21 protein-coding genes and 1 pseudogene are annotated in these 25,150 nt (G+C 69.3%); 12 read left to right on the top strand and 10 right to left on the bottom strand.

Annotation, left to right across the window (positions count from 1 at the left end; all coding sequences use genetic code 11):
* Positions 1 to 264: 264 nt before the first annotated feature.
* Together OG522_RS38300 and OG522_RS38305 are read left to right on the top strand one after the other, a co-directional pair.
* The gene (locus tag OG522_RS38300; RefSeq protein WP_329468061.1) at positions 265 to 738 is read left to right on the top strand and encodes a hypothetical protein; all 474 of its coding nucleotides are present in this window, start codon (positions 265 to 267) and stop codon (positions 736 to 738) included.
* A gap of 221 nt (positions 739 to 959) precedes the next feature.
* A complete protein-coding gene (locus OG522_RS38305) occupies positions 960 to 2,804 on the top strand; it encodes a hypothetical protein (protein ID WP_329468062.1) in 1,845 nt (614 codons plus the stop codon).
* A 161-nt stretch (positions 2,805 to 2,965) separates the two neighbouring features.
* Here the strand turns inward: OG522_RS38305 and OG522_RS38310 are convergent, their stop codons facing one another.
* Complete coding sequence (locus tag OG522_RS38310; protein WP_329468063.1) at positions 2,966 to 3,895, bottom strand: LysR family transcriptional regulator; 930 nt, start codon at positions 3,893 to 3,895, stop codon at positions 2,966 to 2,968.
* 130 nt (positions 3,896 to 4,025) lie between these two features.
* On the opposite strand from OG522_RS38310, the gene OG522_RS38315 reads away from it, so the two are divergent.
* The 6 genes and pseudogenes from OG522_RS38315 to OG522_RS38340 all read left to right on the top strand — a co-directional run.
* Positions 4,026 to 4,460, top strand: a complete 435-nt coding sequence (locus OG522_RS38315) for a VOC family protein (protein WP_329468064.1) — start codon at positions 4,026 to 4,028, stop codon at positions 4,458 to 4,460.
* Between the two features lie 149 nt (positions 4,461 to 4,609).
* Positions 4,610 to 6,154: an MFS transporter gene (locus tag OG522_RS38320; RefSeq protein ID WP_329468065.1), complete on the top strand. Its 1,545-nt coding sequence runs from the start codon at positions 4,610 to 4,612 to the stop codon at positions 6,152 to 6,154.
* Between the two features lie 229 nt (positions 6,155 to 6,383).
* Positions 6,384 to 8,837: a telomere-associated protein Tap gene (gene tap, locus OG522_RS38325; protein WP_329468066.1), complete on the top strand. Its 2,454-nt coding sequence runs from the start codon at positions 6,384 to 6,386 to the stop codon at positions 8,835 to 8,837.
* 9 nt (positions 8,838 to 8,846) lie between these two features.
* Positions 8,847 to 9,404, top strand: coding sequence for a telomere-protecting terminal protein Tpg (tpg, locus tag OG522_RS38330; protein ID WP_329468067.1), 558 nt, complete (start codon positions 8,847 to 8,849; stop codon positions 9,402 to 9,404).
* 234 nt (positions 9,405 to 9,638) lie between these two features.
* The gene (locus OG522_RS38335; protein ID WP_329468068.1) at positions 9,639 to 10,172 is read left to right on the top strand and encodes an NUDIX hydrolase; all 534 of its coding nucleotides are present in this window, start codon (positions 9,639 to 9,641) and stop codon (positions 10,170 to 10,172) included.
* Between the two features lie 492 nt (positions 10,173 to 10,664).
* Positions 10,665 to 10,901, top strand: a pseudogene (locus OG522_RS38340) (hypothetical protein); the annotation flags it as partial.
* Positions 10,902 to 10,954: 53 nt separating this feature from the next.
* Here OG522_RS38340 and OG522_RS38345 read toward each other — a convergent pair.
* The 3 genes from OG522_RS38345 to OG522_RS38355 all read right to left on the bottom strand — a co-directional run bounded on the left by OG522_RS38345 (position 10,955) and on the right by OG522_RS38355 (position 14,065).
* Positions 10,955 to 11,881, bottom strand: coding sequence for an NADP-dependent oxidoreductase (locus tag OG522_RS38345; protein WP_443074870.1), 927 nt, complete (start codon positions 11,879 to 11,881; stop codon positions 10,955 to 10,957).
* Positions 11,882 to 11,950: 69 nt separating this feature from the next.
* Complete coding sequence (locus OG522_RS38350; protein WP_329468069.1) at positions 11,951 to 13,075, bottom strand: FAD-dependent oxidoreductase; 1,125 nt, start codon at positions 13,073 to 13,075, stop codon at positions 11,951 to 11,953.
* 96 nt (positions 13,076 to 13,171) lie between these two features.
* Positions 13,172 to 14,065 (bottom strand): NADP-dependent oxidoreductase, encoded by an 894-nt coding sequence (locus OG522_RS38355; RefSeq protein ID WP_329468070.1) that lies wholly within the window; start codon positions 14,063 to 14,065, stop codon positions 13,172 to 13,174.
* 71 nt (positions 14,066 to 14,136) lie between these two features.
* Here OG522_RS38355 and OG522_RS38360 point away from each other — a divergent pair, with 71 nt between their 5' ends.
* Positions 14,137 to 14,709 carry a TetR/AcrR family transcriptional regulator gene (locus OG522_RS38360; protein ID WP_329468071.1) on the top strand — a complete coding sequence of 191 codons (573 nt, stop codon included), beginning with the start codon at positions 14,137 to 14,139 and terminating at the stop codon, positions 14,707 to 14,709.
* 358 nt (positions 14,710 to 15,067) lie between these two features.
* On the opposite strand, the gene OG522_RS38365 is transcribed toward OG522_RS38360, so the two are convergent.
* The 3 genes from OG522_RS38365 to OG522_RS38375 form a co-directional block, all read right to left on the bottom strand.
* Positions 15,068 to 15,211: a hypothetical protein gene (locus OG522_RS38365; RefSeq protein WP_329468072.1), complete on the bottom strand. Its 144-nt coding sequence runs from the start codon at positions 15,209 to 15,211 to the stop codon at positions 15,068 to 15,070.
* A gap of 121 nt (positions 15,212 to 15,332) precedes the next feature.
* Positions 15,333 to 16,412 (bottom strand): RICIN domain-containing protein, encoded by a 1,080-nt coding sequence (locus tag OG522_RS38370; RefSeq protein WP_329468073.1) that lies wholly within the window; start codon positions 16,410 to 16,412, stop codon positions 15,333 to 15,335.
* A 687-nt stretch (positions 16,413 to 17,099) separates the two neighbouring features.
* A complete protein-coding gene (locus OG522_RS38375; RefSeq protein WP_329468074.1) occupies positions 17,100 to 18,119 on the bottom strand; it encodes an Lrp/AsnC family transcriptional regulator in 1,020 nt (339 codons plus the stop codon).
* 175 nt (positions 18,120 to 18,294) lie between these two features.
* Between OG522_RS38375 and OG522_RS38380 the strand changes: the two genes are divergently transcribed.
* Positions 18,295 to 19,731 carry an FAD-dependent monooxygenase gene (locus OG522_RS38380; protein WP_329468075.1) on the top strand — a complete coding sequence of 479 codons (1,437 nt, stop codon included), beginning with the start codon at positions 18,295 to 18,297 and terminating at the stop codon, positions 19,729 to 19,731.
* A 272-nt stretch (positions 19,732 to 20,003) separates the two neighbouring features.
* The gene (locus OG522_RS38385) at positions 20,004 to 20,219 is read left to right on the top strand and encodes a cold-shock protein (RefSeq protein WP_329468076.1); all 216 of its coding nucleotides are present in this window, start codon (positions 20,004 to 20,006) and stop codon (positions 20,217 to 20,219) included.
* A gap of 277 nt (positions 20,220 to 20,496) precedes the next feature.
* On the opposite strand, the gene OG522_RS38390 is transcribed toward OG522_RS38385, so the two are convergent.
* On the bottom strand, positions 20,497 to 21,762 hold the full coding sequence (locus OG522_RS38390; protein WP_329468077.1) for an MFS transporter: 1,266 nt from the start codon (positions 21,760 to 21,762) through the stop codon (positions 20,497 to 20,499).
* A gap of 142 nt (positions 21,763 to 21,904) precedes the next feature.
* On the opposite strand from OG522_RS38390, the gene OG522_RS38395 reads away from it, so the two are divergent.
* Positions 21,905 to 22,852: a LysR family transcriptional regulator gene (locus OG522_RS38395; protein WP_329468078.1), complete on the top strand. Its 948-nt coding sequence runs from the start codon at positions 21,905 to 21,907 to the stop codon at positions 22,850 to 22,852.
* A 386-nt stretch (positions 22,853 to 23,238) separates the two neighbouring features.
* Here the strand turns inward: OG522_RS38395 and OG522_RS38400 are convergent, their stop codons facing one another.
* Complete coding sequence (locus OG522_RS38400) at positions 23,239 to 23,643, bottom strand: DUF6009 family protein (RefSeq protein WP_329468079.1); 405 nt, start codon at positions 23,641 to 23,643, stop codon at positions 23,239 to 23,241.
* A complete protein-coding gene (locus tag OG522_RS38405) occupies positions 23,640 to 25,103 on the bottom strand; it encodes a DNA primase family protein (RefSeq protein ID WP_329468619.1) in 1,464 nt (487 codons plus the stop codon). Before OG522_RS38405 ends, OG522_RS38400 begins: the two co-directional genes overlap by 4 nt.
* Positions 25,104 to 25,150: the final 47 nt, after the last annotated feature.

Here is a 25,150-nt window from a genome sequence, read left to right on the forward strand (position 1 = left end):
GCTGTTTGTTGCCCTCGAACTGTCTTGCTTGCTTACTGTCGGACGATCTATCTCACGGTCTTGCTTGCTAACTATCCATCTGTCGCGAGAGCAATGGGCTGGACCAAATGGGATGACGTTTCCTGATAGGCCAACAAATTCCAGGCACAACAGGCCTGCTGACGAAACAGCAACACGCGCGATTTCTAGTGTCAGGCGGAACCGCGCGAGATTTCCGGTAACGTAATCACCACGATCCACCCATGTATCCCTGGAGTGATGGCCATGTCGCTGACAAACGACCAGCTCAGCGCCAGTGCGGTCGCAATGGCCGCCGGGCTGAGCGAGTCCTGGGCCTGGAAGGCCCGCGACCAAGGCATCCTGTTCGAGCCGCATTTCGAAGACGCCGTCGTCGCGCTGCGCGTGTACGCCTTCGTCTCCCAGATCGTGTGGCCCGGCAGCCGCCGCCCCCGCAGCGCCCGTCAGGACCTCGAACTGTGGCAGTCCAGCGCGGTGGAGGCGGCCCGCCAGGCGGTTGACGATCCGCTCACCACGCGCGAGACCGCGCTGTGGGTCCTGGAGGACTCCGTCTACCTGGTCACCACGCCCGCGGAGCGCGCCGCCTTCGACCTCAAGCACCTGGAAGGGCGGGCCGCGTTCCGCATCCCCATCGGGATGTGGATCTGCGAGCTCCCCGACGCCATAAACGCGCTGCCGCGCCGACGCCAGCGCAACTTCCGTTCCAGGGCCTCCATCTGAGCCCCAGCCCCCTCCAGGAGCCCGCCGGACGGCGAATCTCCTGGGTGCCCGCCCAGACCCCCGAACCCACCGACGACGACAGCCAGTGAGGTGACCCGCAGCCCCCTCCCCAACTGAATCCCGTCCTCGCGTTCGTCAGCAGCCTGCCGAACGGCGATGGCGTTTTGCCTTCTTCCCCCTGCCAGGAGCACATCATCGCTACCAGCACGAGGGCTGGCTCAGTGTTGCCTTCTACTGGTCCAGCCTCGCCCGACCACCCCCTGTCCCCCCACAGCACACCGGGCCGCGAGACGCGCCCCGACAGCCCCAACTCCCGTACTCTCAAGGGAAGTTACGCGCCCGCAGCGAAGCCGGACCGGCGCCAGCGGGTGCGGGTGCCCTGGGCGCTGGTGGAGTCGGCGTTCTACGCCGATGTCGCCCTGGCCGTGTACATGAAGGTCAAGGCCCTCGGGCAGCGGCCGGAGGGCTGTACCGCCGGAGCCGCGACGCTCGCCTCGTACCTGAAGATGTCGACGTCGTCCGTCGAGCGCGGACTCGCGCAACTGCGCAGCCCCCGTCCCGAGGACGGCGTGGTCGAACTCCCCGAGAACACCCGCCGATCCCTGCCCGGCGGCACCGGCACCACCGCGCGCCGCCGGGTCCGGGCCATGTCCGCCACCGAGCGGTACGTATGGCTGCCCGTCGCGGCCTGCGAGGACCTCACGTCGCGTCAGCTGCGGGCGTACGCGGTGCTGATGTTCACGCAGGTGCAGCGCATCCCGCTCACGCTCGGCGAACTCGCCGGGCTCCTGCGCCACCACTCGGGGCAGCGCGCCGGGCAGCCCATCACAGCCACGGCGGCCGCGGCGGTGGTGGACGAGCTGGAGGCATCCGGCTGGGCCACGGTGCAGCGGCGGGCCGGGGGACAGGGACGCAACCACTACCTGGCGCACGAGATCCCGCGCTCGACGACGGCGTACGGGCCCGGGACAACGGCCGGACCGATCGACGCGCCGGCGGACGAGACCACGCGAACCACCGCCAATTCGGCCACCGCATCGGCCACCGGCGAACGTCCTTCCGCCCCCTCCAGGGACCTTCCGCCTGCTGTTGTTGGTGAAGGATCGGGTGCCCCGGTTCGTGGGGGATCGCTCGTGAACAGGGAAGACCAGAGAACTGCCCGACCCGATGACGAGCCCCGCCTTTCCTCACCCGCCGTAGGCGAGACTCGGGTAGTAACGAGCGCTGCGGCTGCGCGAAATCGTCGCGAAGCGCGCGCCGTGAACCCGGCGCCAGGTCTCGCGCTGCGCGCGGATGGCGAAAACTCGCCCCCTCCCGCACAGCGGCCAAGAACCGGGACGAGTGGGGGAGCGGCGAGACCCTACACCGGGCCACAACTCACCCTCAGCCCGCAGATCTACGCCGTCCTTGAACCCGTCCACTGGTTGCTGCACCGGGTCGACAACCCCTTCCTGGTCCGCCAGATCGCCCGCGAGGTGGGCCGCCAGCTGCGCGATGGGACCGATCCCGCCCGTCTGAGCCACCGCCTCACCGTCCGCTTCGCCGGTACGTCCGTGGCCGAGATCCGCGACCCCGGGCGCTGGCTGCTCGGTGTGGCCCTGCCTCGATGGGGCTGCGGCCATCTGGACTGCGAGGCCGGAACGATGTGGTCCACCGGCGCTGCCTGCGCCGTGTGCGCGGAAGTCGTCGCGGACCGACGCGCGGCCCGCCAACGAGCAAGCCGTCCCCTCGACCCGTCCGCCACCGCCGCTGTCGCCGAGACCGACCACAGCCCGGTTGTCCCGGCCGTGGCCGCCTCCGGACCGCCGGGACCGCCCCGTGCCACCTGCGGCGAATGCGGCTGCCGCATCTTCCTGATCGGCCCGTCCCTCACCGACGGTCTGTGCAAGCCGTGCCGTACGCATCACTCTCAAGTCGAGGGAGAGGTCCAGGAGGCTGGTGCCGAGCCGTCGGTGAAGTGCGCCGGGTGGAACGGCCTGCCGTGCGACCGGCCCGCGCTGCCGACCCGGACGGTGTGCGCCCGGCACCGGGCGCGGGAAGTGGCGGGGGAGAGGGAGGCGTCTTGAGGCGGCCCGGCGGGAGAGCGGCCCCGGACGCGCACTCCGCCAGGTACACGGGCCAACCGCGCCGGTCGCCCCCCCACCTGTACGGCACAGCCGCCGCCGACGACCGTGCCGTACGACTACTTCCGTACGGCCGCCGTGGCAGGACGGCACGGTCGCGATCGTCACAGGGCCGCAGTGCCGAGGTCGCGGACGATGCGGACGAAGGCGCGGACCATCTCGTTGTCGACGTCGCTGCGCCAGACCAGGCTCCAGCTGAGGAGGGGCGCGTCGTGGAGGGGGATGTACACGATGTCGGGGCGGGAGTAGTAGCGGACCACATGGGCGCCGAGACTGTTGACGGCTTCGCCCGCGGCGACGATGGCGAACAGCTCGTCCAGGTTGGCCGCCGAGTGAGGGCGTTCGATCTGGCGGCCGCTCGGCGTCCGGTAGGGGATGAACGCGTCCTCCCAGTAGTCGGGCAGCGGCGTGACCGGGCCGATGACGCCGTGGTCGCCGAGGGCTTCGAGTGAGACCGATGGTCGGTCGGCCAGTATGTGATCGCGTGCGGCCAGGGCCACTCGGTGCTCGGTGAACAGCGTCGGCCCGACCGTGAGGTCGGGTTCTTCCACGGGGGTCCAGGACACGAGCACGTCGATGTCACCCGCGCGAAGTTGGCCCCAGGGGTCGATGAACCCCGCGTGCCGGATGCGCAGCCCCCACTGGGGGTGCCGGGTGCGGAAGGCATCCCAGAACGGGCGCAGATCATGGGCGTTGACGGGCATCATGCCGATCCGCAGCACGTCCGTCTTGCCTTGCGCGGTCATCCGGGCCCGCTCAAGGCTCTCCTTGAGGCCCTGGTAGACCGGCCGCAGATCCTCGCGCAGCCGCTCGCCGACGGCGGTCAGCCGCACCGCGCGACTGGTGCGCTCGAACAGGGCCGCCCCGATGGTGCGTTCCTGCTTCTTGATGGCCTGACTGACCCGCGCCGCCGACACATGGAGCCGCTCGGCAGTACGCCCGAAGTGCAACTCCTCCGCAAGGGTCAGGAAAATCTCTATGTCGCGCAGCTCCACCGTGACCCCGCCCCATTCATAAACCCCTGTGTTAACCATCGTTGCGGGATCGGCCGTTGTTCGGCGCCCCCGCCACCGTGATGCTTGTGAGCGCTGCCGGAAGTCACTCCGGCGGCACGAACGACCAGCTCGGAGGGCAGTCTGACATGACCATGGATCGCATCACCGCGTGCCGGACAGCGCGGCGCACCGGACCCGGCCCCGGGCGGTCGCCGGCACCGTGAACATCACCGCTTCCGCCGTCTCCTTGTACATCGCCGACGCGGCCGCTTCCAGCGAGTTCTTCACGACCTACCTGGGATACCGGGAGGAACTGCGCGGTGAGGGCTACATCTGCCTCAGCCGCGATGACGCCGCCGCCGACATCGTTCTGCTGGAGCACTCCGCCGAAGCTCCGCCCCAGGACAGCCCCGGCCCCCAGCACATGGCCGTGTCGTTCACGGTGACCGCCATCGCCGACGAGCACGACCGGCTGCGCCGCGCAGGCGCCCCCATCACCACACCGCTGCGTCAACAGCCCTGGGGCGAATGGGCGTTGCGGCTCACCGACCCCAACGGCGTCATGGTCGAACTCGTCGAATGGGTCCCGCCCGCAGGGGCCTGACCCCCCTGTCGACACGGCGTACACGTCGTACGTGGCGTACACGACGCACACAACACATCGCGTACGCCACCTCCACCACCCCCTTTTCTTCCCGTGTGCCGCGCCCGTCACAGGGCTGTTCGGCGCGCCCCGAAATCCGAGAGATGCATATGGAAGCGATACCTGCCCGAAACCCCCGCCGCTGGCTGATCCTCGTCGTGTTGTGCCTCAGCACCCTGGTGCTGGTCGTCGACAGCATGGTGCTCACCGTGGCGGTCCCCACGATCGCGGAGGAGCTCGGCGCGAGCGCGCAGGACCTCCAGTGGATCCTTGAGTCGTACATGCTGGTATTCGCCGGTCTCCTGCTCACCGCGGGCAGCCTCTCCGACAGGTTCGGCCGGCGGAAGATGATGATCATCGGGCTCGCGCTCTTCGGCGCGGCCTCGGTGATCGCCATGCTGGCGACATCCCCCGATCAACTCGTCGTCGGGCGCTCCCTGATGGGTGTGGGCGGCGCCCTGGTCATGCCCAGTACGCTCTCGATCCTCATCACGGTCTTCGACGAGGCCGAGCGCCCGAAGGCGATCGCCGTGTGGAGCGCGGTGGCGATGGTCGGCCTGGTCGGCGGACCGGTGCTCGGCGGTGTGCTGCTCGCCCAGTTCTGGTGGGGCGTCGTGTTCCTCATCAACATCCCGATCGCCATCCTCGCGATCGTCGCCGCGATGGTCCTGATGCCGGAGTCCAAGGGCCCCTGGCGCAAGGCCGATCCGGTCGGCATGGTGTTGTCCGTCATCGGCATGGCCGCGCTCGTCTGGACGATCAACGAGCTGCCCAAGGGCGGCCTCAGCCACCAGTCCACCCGGATCTCCCTCGCCGTCACCGTCGTGAGCCTCATCGCGTTCGGCGTCTGGGAAGTCCGCTCGAAGTCCCCGATGGTTCCGCTCGCCCTGTTCCGCGACAAGGTGTTCACGGGTGCCAGCTTCTCGCTGGTCCTTCTCACCCTCGCCAACGGCGGCCTGATGCTGGTTCTGACCCAGTACCTGCAGTTCGTCCTCGGTTACACCCCGACCGAGACCGGTCTGGCCTTCACACCGCTTGCCGTCGCCACGCTGCTGTTCAACGCGGTCGGCGCCTCGCTGGTCGCCAAGACGGGCAGCCGCGTGATGGCCGTCCTCGGACTGCTGGTGATCGCCTCGGGCTTCGCGCTCCTGGCCAACATGACGACCGAGTCCGGCTGGACGGTGCTGGCCGGTGCGATGGTGCTGATGGGCACGGGCGCCGGTTTCACGATGCCCGCCGCGATGGGCGCCATGATGGGTGCCATCCCCGACGAGCACGCCGGCGTCGGCTCCGCGCTCAACGACACCATCCAGCAGGCCGGTGCCGCGCTGGGCGTCGCGATCCTGGGCGCGGTCCTCTCCAGCACCTTCACCGGTCACATGCCCGCCGACGCTCCCGAGGCCGCCCGCCACTCCGTCGGCGACGCCGTCGCGGTCGCGATGCGGACCGGGGACGGTGGCCTGCTGGCCGCCACCCACCGAGCCTTCACCGACGCCATGTCCGCCAGCTTCCTCGTGGGAGCGGCCGGAATCGTGGGCGCGGCGATCCTGGCGGCGTTCCTCATGAAGGGGAAGGAAGCTCCTGCCGTCGGCACTGGGAGCGAGACCGGGACGGCCGGTCCGCTCGCTACCGACGCGGCCCTCCCCGTCCACTGACATTCCGTCCCGGCACGGGGACGAAGAGCGGTGATCGCGGCCCCTGTCGGGTCTCGGTCGCCGCGCTTCGGCGGCGGGAGGGGGTGTGGAAGGGGGGCCGGGGAGGGGCGGAAGGGGGGCGGACCGCTTAATGACTTGTCGGCATAGCTATTCCAGCCATCTGTGACGTGTGTTTCGCGTGTGATTCGATGTGCGATCCGTGTAGTGTGCGCTGCTGGAGGTGGTGGATGTGGCCGATGGTCAGGATGAGTTGTTCGCCTCGATCGACGCGCTGCTGGAGCAGGTGTACGCGCAGGACGGGCTCCCCGAACCCGCGGAACGCAAGCGTCTGCGGAAGGCCGCCGGCCTGAGCCAGGAACAGGTCGCCAGGGCGCTCGACGTACGCCGGGAGTCGGTGACCTCCTGGGAGGCCGGGCGCACCGAGCCCCGCCCGCCCAAGCGAGCCGCCTACCTCCGCCTCCTGGACGGGCTCGCCGCACGGCATCCGGCACCGCAGCCGGACGCAACGCCGGACGACGCGGCCGAGCTGTCGGCTCATCCGGCCCGTACGGCCGGTGGGTCGCCGTCCACTTCTCCATCGGCTGCCGTGGCCGAGCCCGCCGCCGTGGCCGAAACAGGCGCCACGCCCGAGCCGGTCACCGCTCAGGCCACATCCGCCGCCCCCGCTGCGGCTCCGCCCATCGAGCACCCCGGCGAGCCGTCTTCCCCGGTGCGCCGTCCGCCGGAGTCGAAAGCCACCCGGAGCGCCGCGCCGGAGGCCGCGCACCGGCCTCCGCCGAAGACCGGGCCGAACACTCGGGCAACCCGGCCGAACACCCGGACCGGGACCAAGCCCACGGCCACAGCCGGGACCGGGACCGCGGCCAAGTCCACCCCCACGACCGGGACCAAGCCCACGGCCAAGCCCACGGCCAAGGCCACCGCCCCGGCCGGGGCCACAGCGACCGCCCCCGATCCGCGTTTCGCGCACGGACCGATCGCCGTCCTGGACGGGGACGGGTCCGCGTACTGCGTCGGCGGTCTCGTACTTGACTGTCCTGTCGACGACATCGTCTCGGTGGTCGAATGGGCCCTGAACGAGGCGAAGTTGGGGGCATCCCGGCTGCACCGGTCGGGCAAGGACGCCGACCCGCTGGTCGTCCTCACGGCGGCTGCCGCCGAACGCCTCGGGCTTCCCGCCGTGTTGGAGGACCGGCGGGGACTGCGCCTGCCGGACGACCACAAGGCCGTCCAGCAGATCACCAGGGCCAAGTGGAAGCTGACCAGGCGCGGTTTCGGCCCGTGGCCCCGCGTCTACCGCCCGGCGCGGGCCGGGCAGCGCCAGTGCGTACAGTTCGCGGTCCTGCCGTGGGGCGCGCTCGACGCGCGGGCCTGGGGGAGCGCGGGCCAGTTGCCGCCGGCCGAACTCGCCCGTGTGCTGGGCGACTACGCGACCCGGGTCATCACCCCGCGCGGCTCGACCGCCGTATCGGGCTTGGAGCTGATGACCGCGCTGCGGCCGCCGACCCGGGCGGTGAAGGACCCGCGCTCCGACGCGTGGGTGTCCGGTGCGATGCCGGGCTCACTCACCGAGCCCGTCGACCCGGCGCCCCCCGAGGCACCCGACGAGCACCCCGTCGTCGCCGCCCGCCACCCGCGCGGCCACCAACGAACCCCCGCCGAGGTCCTCGACGAAGAGGCCTTCGACTGGATCCGGGACCCGCAGTTGCTCACCGACGCCGAGTGCACGCGGAAGTACGCGGTGGGCATCGACGTGAACACCGCGTTCCTCGCCGCCGCGAACCGTCTCGTCGTCGGCCTCGGGGCGCCCGTCCACGTCAGCGCGCCCGCCTTCGACAAGGCGGTGCCCGGATCCTGGCTGATCGACCTGTCGGCCATCGAGACGGACCCGCGCCTGCCCAGCCCCTTCACACCGGACGGCGTACGCCCCGAGGGGCCGGCCTGGTACGCGACGCCCACCGTGGCGTACGCGCACGAGCTCGTCAGCACCTACGGCCTGCCCGTCACCCTCGCCCCCGTGGAGGCGTGGCTGCGTCCGGAGAGCGGGCCCTACCTCGACCCCTGGTACAAGCAGTTGAGCGAGGCGTACAAGGCGACGATGGCCGACCTCGGCATCGAGGCCGGGATGGACGAGGGGGCGTTCCTCGCCGCGATGGAGACGTACAAGCAGAGCGATCCGGGCACGGCCGCCGTGCTGTCCGCCATCAAGTCGACGGTCAAGGGCGGCATCGGCAAACTGCGCGAGCGGCCACAGGGAGCCGGCTACCGTCCCGGCGAACGCTGGCCCGCGCTGGAACGCCCCACCTGGCGGCCCGACATCCGCGCCGCCGTCATCGCCACGGCCCGCGTCAACATGCACCGCAAGCTGATCAAGACCGCCCTCGCCACCCAGCAGGCGCCCGCCCCGGCCGGGCATCTGCACTTCGCGGACGAGGCGCTGCTGCCCGTCGCCCTGCTGTCGGACTGCGCGGTGTACCTGGCTGATGGGCCCGGCCCGCTGGACTTCCTGCCGCGCACCCCCGACGGGAAGCCCGCACCGGGTACGTTCCGGCTGGGAGTCAGCCCCGGCATGGTCAAGCACGAGGGGACCCAGGAACTGCTGTGGGCGGTGAAGATGCTCGACGAAGGACACAACCCCGCCCGGCACATCAAGGGCACCGACGCCGCGATCGACGGAGAGTAGGCCACCTCGATGGGCATCATGGGCGACAGCCTGGACAAGGCCGCGGCGAACACGTTCACCCGGCCCGTCCCCAAGTCCGCGACCGCGCAGATGAAGTTCCTGGTGAAGCAGGAGAAGGGCTCGACCCGGGCGGTGGCGCAGCTGCTCGGGGTCTCCCAGCGCACGGTGGAGCGCTACCTCAAGGGCCAGCTCAAGCAGCCCCGTCCGGAACTCGCCGCCCGGCTGTTCGGCGAGGTGCGCAAGCGGTGGCAGCCGAAGGTGCGCGCACGGGCGCGGCAGCGGGCCGCGGCGACCGGCGGCATCGTGATCGAGACCCGCGCCCGGTTCGGCTACACCGCGGCCCCCGGCACCTCCGACGACGGCCGGCTACGCCTCATCACCCAGTCCCTGCCCCCCGCGTACGCCGCCCGCCTCTTCGAGGCGCAGTCATCCGGCGCCACCGAACAGCAACTCCAGTCCATCGCTGCCGAAGGCCTCCAGGAGATCTACTTCAAGGACCGCGGCCGCCGCGCCCACGACCTCATGGTCGAGTTCACGGACATCGACTACGTGGAGCTCGACTACTAGGCGGGGTGGCAAGTGGACTTCGTGTACGTGGGTGTGAGCCGACGCACGACAGTTGTCACAACGGCAGGCTTGTGAGCCGAAGCACGATAGTTGTCACATAGGCAGGCTGGTTGTCACCGACAGTGTTGTGGGCGGTTGAGCCTGAGCGCGACAGGTCGCAACTGGGGGCATCCGTGTCCGGCCTCCCAGTTCTGGTTCTCCTGGGTCGGCCTCTGCGGGCTCAGGGAAGCGTCAATGTCAGTGGGCTCTGCCAGGGTGTGCGTCGTGGATGAACTGGTGGAGCGTGTCGACGATCAAGATCGTGTGCTGGGGATGGTGGTCAGCCGCCGGCAGGCCATCCAGGAGGGTTGGCTGCACCGAGTCGCCGTGACGGTGTGTCGTGATGAGCGTGGACGGATCCTCGTCCACCGACGGTCGGAGCAGGTATCGCGCTTCCCCGGGCACTATGAGGTCGAGGTCGGTGGCGCCGCAAATGTCGGCGAGTCCTATGAACAGGCCGCCGCGAGGGAGCTGGCCGAAGAGCTGGGCATCCGTGCGCTGCCACGCCTGCTGTTCACGTTCATCAACCGCAGCGGCTTGAGCCCTCACTGGCTCGGCGTGCACGAAGCCGTGGTGCCGGACGCCGTGGTCCCCGATCCCGATGAGGTCGCCTGGCATGGCTGGCTGACCGAGCCGGAGCTGCGGTCGGCCCTGCTGGAGTGGCGCTTCACGCCCGACAGCCACGAAGCCTTCAGCCGGTATCTGGCGTTCCGGACCGCGCGGTCCTGACCTTGCCCACCACGCTCAGGCTCAGCGTCTGTCGATCTCCTTGGCCAGGTGCTCGGCGTGGTCTTCGAGCAGTGGCTGGAGGGCTCCGTAGTAGGGCTGGTGGGCAGCTTTGCGGAGCCACTGGAACACGTTGTGTCGTTCCCGGGTCCAGACGGCGCGGAGTTGGGGGTCCTGGGCGATGTGCGGCGGGCAGGGCGCGTAATCGGGTTCGCCTTCGGTGACCGAGGGTGTCGGATTCTCACTGGTTCTCGTTCGTGCTGGAGGATTCTCATTGCATCTCACGCTTAGCGGCGGCGTTTGCCCCATACATGGGGGTTGATCTCATTTTCCTGGTCCGGTTCTCTCTGTACCTGTCACGGTTGTTTGCGGCAGGTACGCGGAGCCGGGGGTGGCGATGGATCCGGTCTGGTCGATGTCGAGTGGCCCGACGGCGAGGGGGGCGGGCTGAGGAAGTCCCTACTGGGGACGGTGTCCTGGGTTCCGTTCGAGTCGGTGTTCCCGCCCCGCTGGGTCCTATGCAGGCTGACCGAGGAAGCCGCGACTACCGTCATTGACCAGGCATGCCGGATGCTGCGGCTCCCCACTGTCCGAGGGCAGTTTCCCGATCTCGCCGGCGCCGCGTCGCGTGAGCAGATGTCGTACCGGGGTTTCCTCGCGGAACTGCTGCTGGCCGAGTGCGACGACCGGGCCCGCCGCCGCTTGATCGCCAGGGCGCTGCGCTCTTCTTTCAGGTGCTGACGGAAATAGGCGGGAGGCGGCGAGCGCGACCAGACCCAAGGCTGTCAGGGCACGGTGATGACGATCTTGCCGCGCGCGTGGCCGGTGGCGCTGGCGTCGTGAGCTGTGGCGGTCTCTTTCAGCGGGAACACGGCGTGCAGCGGGACCGTGAGGCGGCCGTGGTCGGCGAGGTTGGCCGCAATTGGCAGTCCTGCCCAGCCCGGCGACTCTCCTGCTTGGGAGCGGGAGTACCGCACTCCGTGTCGGTCGGCGTCGAAGTCCGCGATGGTCACCACGCGGTGCGGGTCGCCTGCGATGGCTACCAGTTCGGCAAGAGAGCCCTTGCCGGCCGCGTCCAGAACCACGTCGACGCCGTGCGGAGCCAGTGGGGCAAGGCGATCGGCCAGCCCCGCCCCGTAGGTGACCGGTACGACGCCGAGTCGGTCGAGGAAGCCGTGGTTGCCTTCGCTCGCGGTGCCGATCACGGTGAGGCCGCGAGCCTGGGCGAGTTGCGCGGTGATGGTGCCGACGCCTCCGGCCGCACCATCGATCAGCAAGGTCATGCCCTCGGCGGCATCCAGGGCCTCCAGTACACGCATGGCTGTGTCGATGTTGCCCGCGGCGCCACCCGCTTCCTCGAAAGACCACGACTGGGGCTTGGGTGCCCATGCCTCAAGGACGGCGTACTGGGCCGCGGCGCCTCCCTGATCCAGGAAGGGGACGAGGCCGAAGACCTCGTCTCCCAGGGCGGTGCCGGTCACCCCCTCTCCCACCTCGTCGACTATTCCGGCGGCATCCATGCCGGGGATGTGGGGGAAATTCAGGGTGGCGATGTCCTGCAGCATCCCTGAACGCAGGTAGTGGTCAGCCGGGGTGACGCCGGTGGCACGCACAGCGATGCGGACCTGACCGGGCCCGGCGTGCGGCTCTTCGGCCTCCTCCATGCAGAGGACTTCGGAACTGCCGTAACAGTGGTATCGCATAGCGAACACGGACAACCTCCATACGCGTAGTAAGTCGTTCAGCAGGAGAGCTTGCAGTCGCACACCTCTGCGGGACTGTCAGATTCCTGCTCGGTCTCCGTTGGTGAAGAAATTGATCAGGTCCTGAGGCGTGGGGTTGTGGGCGACTTCGGCGGCGGCCGCGGCACTGCGGGGGAACAGCGCTTGTTCGTATGAGGTGAGGGCGGTCTCGATATCGTCGGGGTGCGCGGCGAGGGCCTCTCCGAGTTCGGCACCGTCCAGCATGGCCAGGTTGGCGCCTTCACCGTTGGGGGTCGAGAGGTGGGCGGCGTCGCCGAGCAGGGTCACTGCCGGCACCCGCTCCCAGCGGTGCCCGACCGGCAGGGCGTGGAGGGGACGCAGGACCGGCGCGGTCCGGCCGGCGGTGATCAGGGCGGTGAGTTCCGGTGCCCAGCCGTCGTACTCCTCCACGATCCGGGCGGCGGCTGCGGCGGCATCGGTGAAATCGATGGTGGCGAACCAGGCCTGCGGCTTGGCCAGTGTGACGAGAGTGCGGAGGACCCCGCTCTGCTCCCGGTGAGCCACAAGCCACTTCCCGTTCCCGTCCGGGTCGAGCGCGGCGAGTGTGCCGCCGCCGACGGCTTTCGCGGTGGCCGGGTGCTGGGCGTCGGCGTCGTGCAGGTACGTCTCGACGAAGGACCGGCCGACGTATTCGGGTGTGGTGTCGGATAGCAGCGGTCGGACTCGTGACCATGCGCCGTCCGCGCCGACCAGCAGGTTCGTGACGACGACGGCGCCGCCTGCGAAGGTCACCTCGTGGCGGCCCTCGGTGAGGGCGCGGACGCCAGTGGCCTTGTGGCCCCATCGGACGGTGTCGTCGGGGAGCGCGTCCAGCAGGATCTGTCGCAGCTCGCCGCGCTGTACCTCGGGGCTTTCGCCCGTGCCGTCGTCGGCCTTGTCGAACAGGACGGTTCCGTTGCGGTCCAGGAGCCGTATCGCTTGGCGGCCCTCCAGGACGATGCCGCGGAACTCGTCCATCAGTCCGGCTGCCTTGAGGGCGAGTTGGCCGTTGTAGTCGTGGATGTCGAGCATCCCGCCCTGCGAACGCGCCGTCGGGGACGATTCCGCCTCGTGGACCGTGACCGGGATGCCGTGGAGGTGCAGGACGCGGGCCAGGACGAGGCCGCCGAGTCCGGCGCCGATGATCGTGACAGGAGTGTGCATGGGGCTCCTTGCGTGTCGCACACCTGCCGGGTGGGCCCCGGCAGATCGCTGGAAGGAAGGCAGCTCGCCTGGGCGTGCGACCGGGCGGGGAACGGCTCAGACGACGATGACCCGGCGCCCGCGCGTGTGACCGGCCTGGCTGTCGATGTGCGCCGTCGGGGCCTCGGCGAGCGTGTACGACTTCTCGACCGGGATATGGAGCTTTCCCCGCGAGATGAGGTCGGCGGCATCGGCGAGGGCTTGCGGCACGTCCCCGGTCACGCCGGAGAACCGGACACCGAACTCCGGCGCGCCGAGATCGGCGATGGAGACCACCTTGTGCGGGTCCCCGGTCAGTTCGACGAGTTCGCGGATCACGCCCGACCCGGCCAGATCGAGAGCCGCGTCGACACGGCCGAGCCGCCGCACCCGCTCGGCCCAGCCGTCGCCGTACGTCGCCGCGAGGGCACCCAGGCTCCGCAGATAGTCCTGGTTTGCGGCCCCGGCGGTGCCGATCACCGTGATGCCGCGCTCGCGAGCGATCTGCAGCACCGCCGAGCCGACTCCCCCGGACGCGCCGCTGACCAGCAGCGTCTGCCCGGACCGCACACCGGCCTCGCGGAGGATGCGCAGCGCGGTCTCCACCACGGAGGGGTACCCGGCCGCCTCTTCGAACGTCAGCCCCTCTGGTATCCGGGCCCAGGCCGACAGCACAGCGACCTCGGCATAGGTGCTCGAGCCGCGCCCGAACACGTGGTCACCAACCTCGACCCCGTCGACGCCCGCGCCGACCTCGTCCACCACCCCGGCGGCATCCTGCCCGACGCCGGCGGGCAACTCGATCGGGCGAACCTTCTGGAACTGGCCTTCCCGGATCCTCCAGTCGACGGGGTTCACGCCCGCCGCCCGCACGGCGACGCGGATCTGACCGGGACTCGCATGGGGCTCCTCGGAGTCAACGAGGTGGAGAACGTCGGGACCGCCGAACTCGGCGAAGCTCACTCTCTTCATGCCGCCGACCGTAACACTAACGGTTATGGTTTAGAAACCGTTAGCCATTTGGATTTGGTAGTGTCAGCGGTATGACCGTGCCGACGACCGGACGCCGCGAGCGCAAGAAGGCCGCGACCCGCCAGAAGATCGCCGACACCGCACTTCGGCTCTTCCTGGAACGCGGGTACGACGCGGTGGGGATCCGCGAGGTGGCCGCGGAGGCCGACGTGGCCGTCACCACGCTCTTCTCCCACTTCGCCTCGAAAGAGGCCCTGGTGTTCGAGCAGGACGCGGACTTCGAGCAACGGCTCACCCTCGCGGCCACCGGCCGGGCGCCGCACGAGCCGCTCATCCCCGCGCTGCGCCGCGAGATCCAGGCCATGGTCCGGCACTGCACGGGGGACGGCACCGCCCCGATCTACCGCATGATCGACGAGTCACGCGCCCTGCGGGAGTACGAGGAGTCGATGCGGCTGCGCCACGCGGAGTCACTGGCAGCGGCCATCGCCGCCGATCCCGACCTGACACAGAGCGCAACGGCCTGCCGGACGATCGCGAGGTTCGTGATCGACGCCTATTCACTGGCCCGTGAGACGGACGATCCGCAGTCCGCCGTGGACGAGATCTTCCGGATGATCGAGGCGGCCTGGAAAGTCACCTGACCTACCACTTTGCGAGCATCGCCCCGAGGTCGGGCCCACCCTGGCAACAGGCTCAAGGACGTCAGGATCTCCTGCAGAGCAACTACTTCGGCGGAGCTGGCACAGGGTGCCCGGCCAGCTGCCTGGGGAACCTCAGCCAAGGACCGTTCCGCCTCTACCGAGAGCGCGACTTCCGCGAAAGCACCTCTTCGGCTTCCTGAAGGTCACCCGCTCCCGGGCGCCGTCCTCCCTCACCAACTGCACCCGTCCCAAGTGCGGTTCGCGCCGCTCGACCGTCCACTCCGTCCCGTCCAGCACCAGGCGCGGGAGAAAGGTCAGCACCGCCGCCGCGGTCACCGGCCCGTCTCCCCGGCGGGCATCACGAGCGGGCAATCCTGAGGCGGGCCGGGCAGGTCGGCTCGGCGACGGCGACTTCGGCGGCCGCCGCGAACGACTCCCGGTCCGCCTCCTTGAACAGGGGCTCAGGGCGTACGTCGATCAGCTGGACGCCCCTGCGGGCCACCCTAGGTGGTCAGTGCGAGCTGCGCTTCACACAGGTCCCGAAGGCGATCTTCAACGGCTGCGAGACGACGTCGACCAGTGCCTTGTGGGTAACGAGCGTTGTGGTTGCGTCCGGTGAGGGGTCAGGCCCGGTGGCCGTCCAGCACCTCGACCGCGGGGTTGAGGGTGTTCCACTCCAGGACCTTTGTGCCGTCCATGCGCTCCACGGTGTAGCGGTCTCCACGGAACCAGAGGCACTCGGCGACCCTCACACCGTCGGCCTGGTACTCCCTTACGATCTGCTCTTCGGTGAAGTGCTCGTTCACCTCGCCGGAGTAGGTGGTGACTTTCAGCTCGCGGCTGTAGGTGGTGCTCAGAGAGGCGGAGAAGCCCTTGTAGGCGAACGACGCCTCAGCGGTCACCGAGATGCCGGTGGTCTCTTCCACCGTCTTGCCGGTGCTCGTTGTCAGGCCGACCGTGACCTTCTTCGTCTTCGTGACCTTGCTGGTGCCGGGGTGCTCGTAGAAGAACACCTTCTGCCAGTAGCCGTACCGCTTGAGGATGTAGTACGGGCTGTTGTCGACCTGCCACTGGGGGGAGGAGTCCCCGATCGTGAAGAAGGGCACGGCCAGCTGGCCGATCAGCACCTCAGGTGTGGTGTCCCGAGAGGGCTCCGTAAAGCCTGTGAGCCGGATGACGTCGCCGATGTCGTTGGGGTCCCTGTCGACCGGCCTGAGGCCCGTGATCTGCGGGTACTCGTCCTCCACCTCCAGCGCCCAGTACTGATGTTCACGCTCGCCCGGCCCGCCGGGGGTGTACTGCTGCAGGTTGGTCGACGGCGATGTGCCCCACCGCTGAGGAGTCAGTTCCAGACCGCTCTTCTTGTTGACGACGGTGTAGTAGCCGCTTGTCGCGGGCCTGAGCATCCACGTCTGCGAGGAGTTCACCGCGGGCGACTGGATGTCGTACTGCTGCACGCCCATCGACGGAGCCGTGCTGTTCTGGTGGACGTTGAAGCAGAGGCCGGTCTTCTTGCTGATCAGCATGACGTCGTCGTTGTCCAGCGGCATGACGTGCCAGACCTGCCTGATGCGGTTGCCGTCGCTCTGCAGCGGATAGATCTGGAGCTGGGTCTCACCGGAAGCCCAGCTCTTGGGTGTCACCACCAGGCCGTTGCTCGGCTTGTTGCGAATCCGGTACGTCCTACCGGGCGTGAATGCCACGGCGTTCCCCTCCTGCTGGGCCCGCACCAGGGTGCCTGCGGGCAACCGGAAGTCACACAGACTGTGCCTGTGATGCCGAGCGTGCCTGACCACGGTTGGTCTGATGGCCCATCACGTCAGCGACGGCAAGCTACCGTCGAACAATGACGGCGGTCATGTAATTGCATGGAGTGGTGACTTTTCTCGCCATGCAACATATGGCGGGACATGCCGGGTTGGCCTGCTTGGCAGCCATGCGCGCGAAGCTCCGGATGACGACGTGGGCAGCTCCCGAGGAAGAGCGATGGCGAGAGTGGACGGACAACCGTCCGCTCCACTGTCGGCCGATCGGCAGGCAGTAGTCGCGGAGGAGCGGATGCCGTAGGGCCCGTGGGCTCCGCCGCACGGCGCAGGCGTAACAGCCGCGAGTACGCGCGAGCCCGTGCGGGCGGGACCAGCGGAGAACCCGCCAACCTCCCAGGCACCCACACGCCAACGATCGGCCTGATGGCTCGGCTTGGCCCTGGCTGCGGAACGCCACGGGGAGCCACAGCAGACGTAGGAGTTCGTGCAGGTCGTTCAGGCCTTGACCTTCGTGACCCTCCATCATCCGGCTCCGCTGTCACGTCACGTCACATCGCTGGATGGGCGCCCTTCCGTAAAGGGGCTGACGGGTGCTCGCGCGGGCTCGTCCGTGGTGCCGGATCTTCAGGTGGTGCGCAGGCCGAGTGGTCCCGCGCGGTTACCGCTGGGGGGCAGCTGGTCGCGCGAAGTCGCCGCCATCTTGACGGTCCTGATCACCGGTGCCGTTTCGAAGTGTGTGACGGCGGGGAGTGCGGCGACCCGGGTGGTCAGGTACCGGTACAGCTCCCGTTGGTTGGCGCACACCACGCTCGCGTACAGATTGGTCGGGCCGGTCGTGGCGGCGGCGAACGCGATCTCCGGATGCCCGGCCAGCGCCTGACCGGCCTCCTCCAGGTGTGCGGGCGCGACCGAGAGCCAGAGCAGGGTTCGGGCGTTCACGCCGAACATTCGCCAGTCGACGTCGATGTCGAGATAGAGCAGGCCGTGTCCGCGCAGCTCCGTCATCCGGCGCCGGACCGTCGTCGGCGACCAGCCGGTCGCCGCGGCCAACTGCTCGAACCCGGCCCGGCCGTCGGTGGCGAGCAGGGCGAGGAGCTTGCGGTCACCGTCGTCGAGCCGTACCGGTCCGCGTCGATGCGGCAGCGCGGGCGGGCGCAGTCGCTCGATCGCCTCCTCGTCCAGCGACCCGAGTTTACCGACCAGGTTGTCCGGGCCGCCGTAGAAGGCGTGCAGCACGGAGTGCGCGGTCACACCCTCCACGCGCGGGGTGCGGGGGAGTTTGGCCAGCAGCAGTGACTCGCTGTCCGCGTCGCTCTCGGTTCGGACCACGCAGGTGATCTCGGTGCCGCCGGAGCTGAGGCTCACCCAGGACGTGTCGGGGCGTTTGGCCAGCGCCTCGGCGACCGTGAGCGACGCGGCGGGCGCACATCGCACCCGCAGAAACCACAGGACGGCCCCCAGCACGGTCGGGTCGATCCCGCCGAGCACCCGTACCGCTCCGGTCGACCGCAACCGGGCGTACCGGCGGGCGATGGTGCGATCCGACACGCCGAGAACCTCGGCGATGGTGCTGAACGGGGCGCGGCCGTCGATCTGGAGGGCGTGTACGAGCTGGCGGTCCAGCTCGTCGTAGTCGGATTCCACCGAGCTGAAGGTAGACGGCGTCAGATACCAACGCAATGGGTTCGGTTTCTGGCTCGGGCAGCTCGGCCGACGGAGCGTTGCTTCTGTCCTCATCGACACATCCAGAACCAACACATCCACAACCGACTCGTCCAGAACCAACACAGACAGAGTCACCACAGACAGAGGAGAGCCCGTGGACACCGATGTGCTCATCGTCGGCGCCGGCCCGACCGGAATGACGCTGGCCAACGAGCTGCTGCTGGCAGGAGTGTCGACCGTGCTGGTCGACAAGCTGTCGCAGCGCAGCGACCTGTCCAAGGCGGGCGGCGTGCAGTCCCGCACGCTGGAGGCGCTCGACCAACGAGGACTGCTTGAGCCCTTGTTGGCCACCGGAGATCACCCCGTCACCACCGGCCACTTCGCCGGTGTCCCACTCCCGCTCCACTCCAACCGGCACCGTTTGGCCTGGCGGGCCGTGCCGCAGGTGGTGATCGAGGGGTTCTTCGAGCAGCATCTCGCCGCGCACGGCCTGCACGCCCGGCGGGACCACGAACTGGTCGGCCTCACCCAGGACGCCAACGGGGTCGCCGCGGCCTTCGCCAACGGGGCCACTCTCCGCGCCCGTTACCTCGTCGCCGCCGACGGTGCTCACAGCGCCGTACGGTCGCTGCTGCGGGCCGGGTTCCCCGGTCAGCCCGGTACGTTGACGATCATCGCCGCCGACGTGCGGCTGGGCGGCGTCGATGCGGCCACGTCGCACACCTGGAACGCGGACGGGCACTGGGCGGCACTGTTCCCGCTCGGCACCGATCCGCAGGGCAGGCAGCTGCGCCGACTGGTCCTCGGCGGGCCGGGCATGTCACTGCCGAGGGAGACCCCGGTCACCGAGGACGACATCCGGCAGGGCCTGAGCACCGTGTTCGGAACGGGGGTTGACCTGCTCGAACTGCGCTACGCCCGCCGCATCACCAACGCGTCGCGGCAGGTCGAGCAGTACCGGCACGGGCGGGTGTTCCTGGCGGGCGATGCCGCCCATGTCCACCTTCCGCTCGGCGCGCAGGGCATGAACACCGGTATGCAGGACGCGCTCAACCTCGGTTGGAAGCTCGCCGCCGCCGTGCACGGCTGGGCACCGAAGGACCTGCTCGACACGTATCACGCGGAACGGCATCCCGCCGGGGCCGCCGTATTGCGCAACGTCCGGGCGCAGAGCCTTCTGATGGACTGGGCCGGTACCCGCGATCCGGACGTGCTGGCCACCCGGGAGGTCTTCACGGCCATGGCCCAACTGCCGGACGTCCAGCGCCATCTCGCCGACCTGATGTCCGGGATGGTCATCCGCTATCCGATGCCGGGCACTGAAGCCCATCCGCTCGTCGGCAGGCCCGCACCGGACCTGGACCTCGGCCCGGCTCGGGTGCACGAACTGCTGCGGTCCGGGCGCGGCATATTGCTGGACCCGGCCGACACGTTCGCCAGGGTCGCCGGACCCTGGTCGGACCGTGTGGACCGGGCGGGCCAGGGCGCCGACACCGAGCCGATGCTCATCCGGCCGGACGGCTACGTGTGCTGGGCAGGCGCCGCTGACCTGGAACCGGCGCTGGACCGCTGGTTCGGCGAACCCCGCTGAGCCGACGTTCAGGACGCCGACCATCCGTCGTGGAGAGGTTGGTGGGCCTCAGTGGGCGTCAGCGGGCGCCGCTGGTGACGGCCAAACGCGCGCCCGCCCACCGTGGGCAAGGCTCACCACCGTGGGCACAAGGTCGGCCAAGTGAGTGCTCGCGTCGGCCGAGTACCGGCCATTCTTCCGGGCTGCCGTAACCACCACCCCGTCAGCAGGGATGATCCGCCCGCGAGGCGTCGTATACGCCTGCCGGAACACGTGTGAGTCAGGGAGCGGACATGGCCGAGCGCCAAGCGGGCACTGTGAAGTGGTTCAACGACGAGAAGGGGTTCGGTTTCATCAGCCCCGAGGACGGCAGTCCTGACCTGTTCGTGCACTTCAGGGCAGTCCAGGGGAGCGGGTTCAAGAGCCTGAAGGAGGGGCAGCAGGTGACCTACGTCGCGGTGCAGGGGCAGAAGGGCATGCAGGCGGACGAGGTCGTCGCGGAGTACTGATCGCGCCATGGCGTCGCGGCTTCGACGCTGCCCGGCGAGCCCTGGACCGTCCGGGCTCGCCGGGACCTGGTGTCACGGCGGGCCCGGACGGTCCTCCCCGCGGGCTGTGAGCGCCTGGTCGACGCGGAGGCGCATCGGCGCACCATCCGCGGCCCGCGGGCTACGGCGGCAAGGCGCGGCACCATCCGCGGCCTGCGGCAGCGACCAGCAGCGACCAGCGGCGGCGAGTCGCGGCAAGCCGAGGTGTGGGAGGTGTGTCACGACAAGTCGAGGTGTGTCACGAGTGGCTGCGGGCCAGTTCCGCCCCGTGCTGCGGTGCGTGGTCGTGGCGGGGAAGCAGGAGCGGGGTGGTCAGCATGAGTAGTCCCGCGACTGTGAGAGCGGTGCGGGGGCTGGTGGCGTCGGCGAGCAGCCCGGCCAGCGCGGTGAGGATGGCGATGGCTGCCTGCTGGCCGATTGACCAGGCCGACAGGGTGCGGGCCACGAGATGGTTCGGGGTGTGTTCGAGCCGGTAGGTGGCGAGCACCGGGGTGTACAGGCTCATGTTGATGATGATCGCCAGCTCGACGGCCATCACCGTGACGAGGCCGACGACGCCGGGACGGACCAAGGCCAGGCCGATCAGCCAGATGGCGCGCAGGGTGCCGACGGTCCGGAAGACCGCGGACCGGCCGTAGCGGGCCACGACACGGTGGGCCAGCCGGGAGCCGATGAGCCCGCCGAGGCAGGGGGCGGCGAAGGCGAGGCCGTACTGCCAGGGCGGAAAGCCGAGCTGGCGAAGGAGGAGGACGGCCAGCAGCGGCTCGGTAGCCATGATCAGACCGCCGACGAGCATGTTGTTGAGGTAGAGCGCCCGCAAGCCGGGGTGGCCCATGATGTGTCGCCAGCCGTCAAGCAGTGCGCCTGCCCGGACCGGGCCCTTGCCCGTCGCCTGTGACGCTTCTTCTCGTTTCCGCGGCGCTTCTTCTCCGCCTCGGATCGCTGTGATGCCCAGCGCGGAGAGCAGGTAGCTGAGCGCGTCGGCCACCACGGTGGTGACCGGTCCGAACAGGGCGATCGCCGCCCCGCCCAGCGGGGGCCCGACCGCGATGGAGCTCCAGTTGGTGGACTCGAACCGGGCGTTGGCCACGAGCAGGTCATCCGGTTGGACGAGGGCCTTGAGGTAAGCCCCGCCGGCCGCGTTGAAGGCGATCTTGGCTGCGGCGACCAGGGCCGAGACCACGAGCAGTTGGACGAAGCTGAGCCAGCCAAAGGCGTAGGCGACCGGGATCGTCGCCATGACCGCGAACCGGGTCAGGTCCATCGCGATCATGACCGGGCGCTTGCGCCGAAACTCCACCCACGGCGCGAGCGGCACCGCGATCAGCGCACCCACCGCAGGCCCCACCGCGGAAAGCGCGGACACCTCGGCGGGGCCGGCATGCAACGCCAGCACGGCGATCAGCGGGAATGCCCCGAACCCCAGCCCTGACCCATAGGCGCTCACCGCGTACGCCGCCCACAGCCAGCCGAACTGCCGACCAAGCGGTCTCCTGCCCACCATGCGCGGCGCGCCCCCTATTTGATGTCCCACCCGTACAGACCGACGTTGACCAGTGAGAGCTAAGCGAGCAGCGCGGCAGCAGGTCAAACAACTGCCCCGCCAGCCAATCACAACCATCCGTTGTTCACTAAGGTGGATCGACGTGGATCTCGAAGCCGTACGTACCTTCGTCGCCGTCGCGGCAGCGGGCCAGTTCCAGGAAGCCGCCGCCACCCTGTCGATCACCCAGCAGGCCGTCTCCAAGCGCATCGCCGTACTGGAGAGGGACCTGGATGTGCGCCTGTTCACCCGCACCGCCCGCGGCGCCCGGCTCACCATCGACGGCCAGGCGTTCCTGCCCCACGCCCGTGAACTTCTCCGGGTGGCGGAGCGGGCCGATGCGTCCGTCCGCCCCGGCCGGCGCGCGCTACGCGTCGATGTCGTCAACCGGCGCATCGTGACAGCGGGCCTCGTCCAGGACTTCTACCGTGCGCATCCCGAGATCGAGCTGGATGTGGTGACCCTGGACGCCGATGTTGAGGGCGCGATCGCCGCCGTCGAAGCCGGGACGATCGACGTCACCTTCCACGCGGTTCCCCCGCAGCAGTACGTACCGGACGCGATCAGGACGGCCCCGGTGATCGACGAGCCGCACCAGCTGCTCGTCGGACCGCGACATCCGCTCGCCAACGCCCGTGCCGTCACGCCGGGGCAGCTCGCCGGACACCGGATCTGGATGCCCGGCCTGGACGCCCGCGGCGAGGTGGCCGTCTACTACGACGAACTCGCCACCGCCTTCGGCATCACGATCGACGTGGTGGGACCCGTCTTCGGAAACGAGGCACTGCTGGCCGAGATCGCCGACTCCTCGGACCTGGCGACCCTGGTCGGTGAAGGTTCGCGGTATCTGTGGCCGGACAGCTATGACCTGCGACGCGTACCGGTACGTGACCCCGCACCGGTCTATCCGATGTCATTGATCTGGCGCGAGGACAACCCCCATCCGGCACTCGGCGAACTGCGCCGCTACCTCGACTCCCGACGAACCCACTCACCCGGCACCAATGTCTGGGTACCGAAATGGCAGCAGCGAACAGCCCCGATGTCGTGATCAAAGCCTGCGCAGCGATGACGGCCGGCAGCCGGGAAAGGTGACTGGCGAGCACACCGGGCTGCTTGCGCAGCGACCCTGAGTCGTTCGGTCGCTGGCTTGGTCTACGGAGAAAAACCCAGGTCACGGCCGTACTGTGACCCAAACAGCGACTGAAGCGACTGAAGCCTCCTATCTATGACGCGCACACGCGCACACGCACGCACACGCGGGAATGTCTTCATAGATCCGACTCTCGGTCGCTTCAGTCGCTACGTTCCCGATGGGAGCGCTGTGACCTGGTGTTTTTCCAAGTCCACAGGCTCGCCCGTTCCGTCGCTGAGGCGCTGTACGCCTTCAGTCGCTGGTCGCTGCTGAGGGCACGGACGTATGCGTGGCCAAGGCGCTCAGGCCTTCGGCAGCGTGATGCCCAGTTCGCGCATCGCCTCGGACTCCGGGCCGCCCTCGGAGCGCTGGGTCTTGTAACCCTTGACGCGCGGGGCGATCGTGCGCGGGTCGACGGCTTCCGACGGGGCGCCGGAGGCGTACAGGCCGCGGGGCTGACCGTCGCGGTCGTGCGGGGCGAGCCAGAACACGCGGCGCAGGAAGGTGCCGGAGGCACGGGAGGAGCGTGCGTCGGGGCCGAGCACCGCGTACCCGACCATGCGGCCGCCGCGGTGGTAGGCGGGCTTGCCGCGGCGGGTGGGCAGCCGGTCCAGGCTCTGGCGCACGTAGTCCAGGTCCGTGGTGTCCTCCAGCCACACGAGCTCGCTCTCGTGGGCGATCTGCCCAGGCTCGATCAGGGCGCTCATGAGGTTGCTCCCACTTCAGCGTTGAGCCCGATACCGGGATAGAACTTCCGCTGATTCGAAAGGATCATGTCTTTGGGGGTGGCGATGCCGACAGTCTCTCGCACCCGGGCGGCGAAGGCTCTGGACGAGACCGGGTTGGCCCCCTCCAGCTGGCACCAGTTCTTGTAACTGTTGTAGAGCTGCGCCTGCTCGGCGCGCATCGCGGGCTCCAGCGTGCAGCACTCGCCCAGGAAGCGTCCGGTGTGGTCCTCGGTCTCGGCGTACGCGGTCGTGGCGGTACGGACCCGCTGAGGGCCGGTGAGGTCCCGCGACCCGGTGAGGTAGCGACGGGCGCCGGTGACCAGCCAGTTGAGGATGCCGGGGCCCTCCTCGGTGACCAGGACGTCGGCGAGGTTGTCCACTTGGCGGTCGTCCGCGACGACCCGCTCGAAGGGGATGAGCTTCATCCTGCGCCAGAACGCGTAGCCCCCGGTGCCCACTTCGGGGCGGTGGTTGCCGAGGAGCCACAGTTTGTGGGTCGGGTTGAAGCCGAAGAAGTCCTGCCGCATCCGGCGGGCCTTGATGCGGTCGCCGCCGGTGAGGAGCTTGACCCTGGCCTCGTCGAACCGGTCACCGGGCTTGAGCTCCGAGCACACGATGATGCGCCGCCCGTGCAGTTCGGCCAGGTCGGTGGGGTGCCCCTCGAAGGGGCGGGCCATGAGGAACCCGGGCGGGGCGGCGTCGGCGTAGTCGCCGAGGAGTTTGACCATCACGTCCAGCAGGACGCTCTTGCCGTTCTTGCCCTGCCCGTACAGGAACGGCATGATCTGCGCGCCGACATCGCCGGTGATGGAGTACCCGAGCAGTACGTGCAGGAAGTCGATCATCTGGCGGCCGTCGGCGTCGTCACCGAAGGTGTCGGTCAGGAACTGCTGCCAGCGCGGTGTGGCCATGGTCCGGGAAGGGACGCTCGTCGCGCGCGAGTGGTAGTGCTTCTCGGGATCGGGCGGGGCGAGGGCCCCCGTGGCGAGGTCGATGACGCCCTCGGGCGTGCACAGCGCGTACGGATCGGCGTCGAGCAGGGAGGCGTTGAGGACCATCCCCGGTGCGGCCTTCGCCTGCATCAGCATGGCCTTCATCCCCGACGTCGACAGGGCCCGGCGCCGATGGCGGCGCAGTGCCGAGTCCGTGTAGCGCGTACGGGCGTCGGTCTCGGCGAGCGACTCGGCCATCTCACCAGCCGCCCACAGCACGGTGTCGTCCTCGTCGATCTCCCAGCGGAACCCGGACCAGCGGTACCAGCCGAGCCCCGGCACGTGCCGGAAGTCGCGTCCGTACAGGGACACGAACAGTTTGGCGTTGCCCCGGTCGCTGAGGCTGTCCGGCAGCAGTCCGTGCTCGGTGGCCTCGGCGGCTCCATGCGCAGTTACGCGATCGGGCGCGGCTTGGGCGGGGATGCTGCCGTCGGCGGAGCCGAGCATGATCTGGCGGGCGACTTCGACCGGGTCGAACAGCCCCTCCCTGGAAG

Source organism: Streptomyces sp. NBC_01431, from assembly GCF_036231355.1.
Classification (GTDB): Bacteria; Actinomycetota; Actinomycetes; order Streptomycetales; family Streptomycetaceae; genus Streptomyces.

What these genes read in the sequence shown, in the direction of transcription:
- OG522_RS38355 (WP_329468070.1), bottom strand. Translation starts at nt 14,065, where the DNA reads ATGAAGAGAGTGAGCTTCGCCGAGTTCGGCGGTCCCGACGTTCTCCAC.
- OG522_RS38390 (WP_329468077.1), bottom strand. Translation starts at nt 21,762, where the DNA reads ATGGTGGGCAGGAGACCGCTTGGTCGGCAGTTCGGCTGGCTGTGGGCG.
- OG522_RS38320 (WP_329468065.1), top strand. Translation starts at nt 4,610, where the DNA reads ATGGAAGCGATACCTGCCCGAAACCCCCGCCGCTGGCTGATCCTCGTC.
- OG522_RS38360 (WP_329468071.1), top strand. Translation starts at nt 14,137, where the DNA reads ATGACCGTGCCGACGACCGGACGCCGCGAGCGCAAGAAGGCCGCGACC.
- OG522_RS38405 (WP_329468619.1), bottom strand. Translation starts at nt 25,103, where the DNA reads ATGCTCGGCTCCGCCGACGGCAGCATCCCCGCCCAAGCCGCGCCCGAT.
- OG522_RS38400 (WP_329468079.1), bottom strand. Translation starts at nt 23,643, where the DNA reads ATGAGCGCCCTGATCGAGCCTGGGCAGATCGCCCACGAGAGCGAGCTC.
- tpg (WP_329468067.1), top strand. Translation starts at nt 8,847, where the DNA reads ATGGGCATCATGGGCGACAGCCTGGACAAGGCCGCGGCGAACACGTTC.
- OG522_RS38335 (WP_329468068.1), top strand. Translation starts at nt 9,639, where the DNA reads ATGTCAGTGGGCTCTGCCAGGGTGTGCGTCGTGGATGAACTGGTGGAG.
- OG522_RS38300 (WP_329468061.1), top strand. Translation starts at nt 265, where the DNA reads ATGTCGCTGACAAACGACCAGCTCAGCGCCAGTGCGGTCGCAATGGCC.
- OG522_RS38350 (WP_329468069.1), bottom strand. Translation starts at nt 13,075, where the DNA reads ATGCACACTCCTGTCACGATCATCGGCGCCGGACTCGGCGGCCTCGTC.
- OG522_RS38385 (WP_329468076.1), top strand. Translation starts at nt 20,004, where the DNA reads ATGGCCGAGCGCCAAGCGGGCACTGTGAAGTGGTTCAACGACGAGAAG.
- OG522_RS38310 (WP_329468063.1), bottom strand. Translation starts at nt 3,895, where the DNA reads ATGGTTAACACAGGGGTTTATGAATGGGGCGGGGTCACGGTGGAGCTG.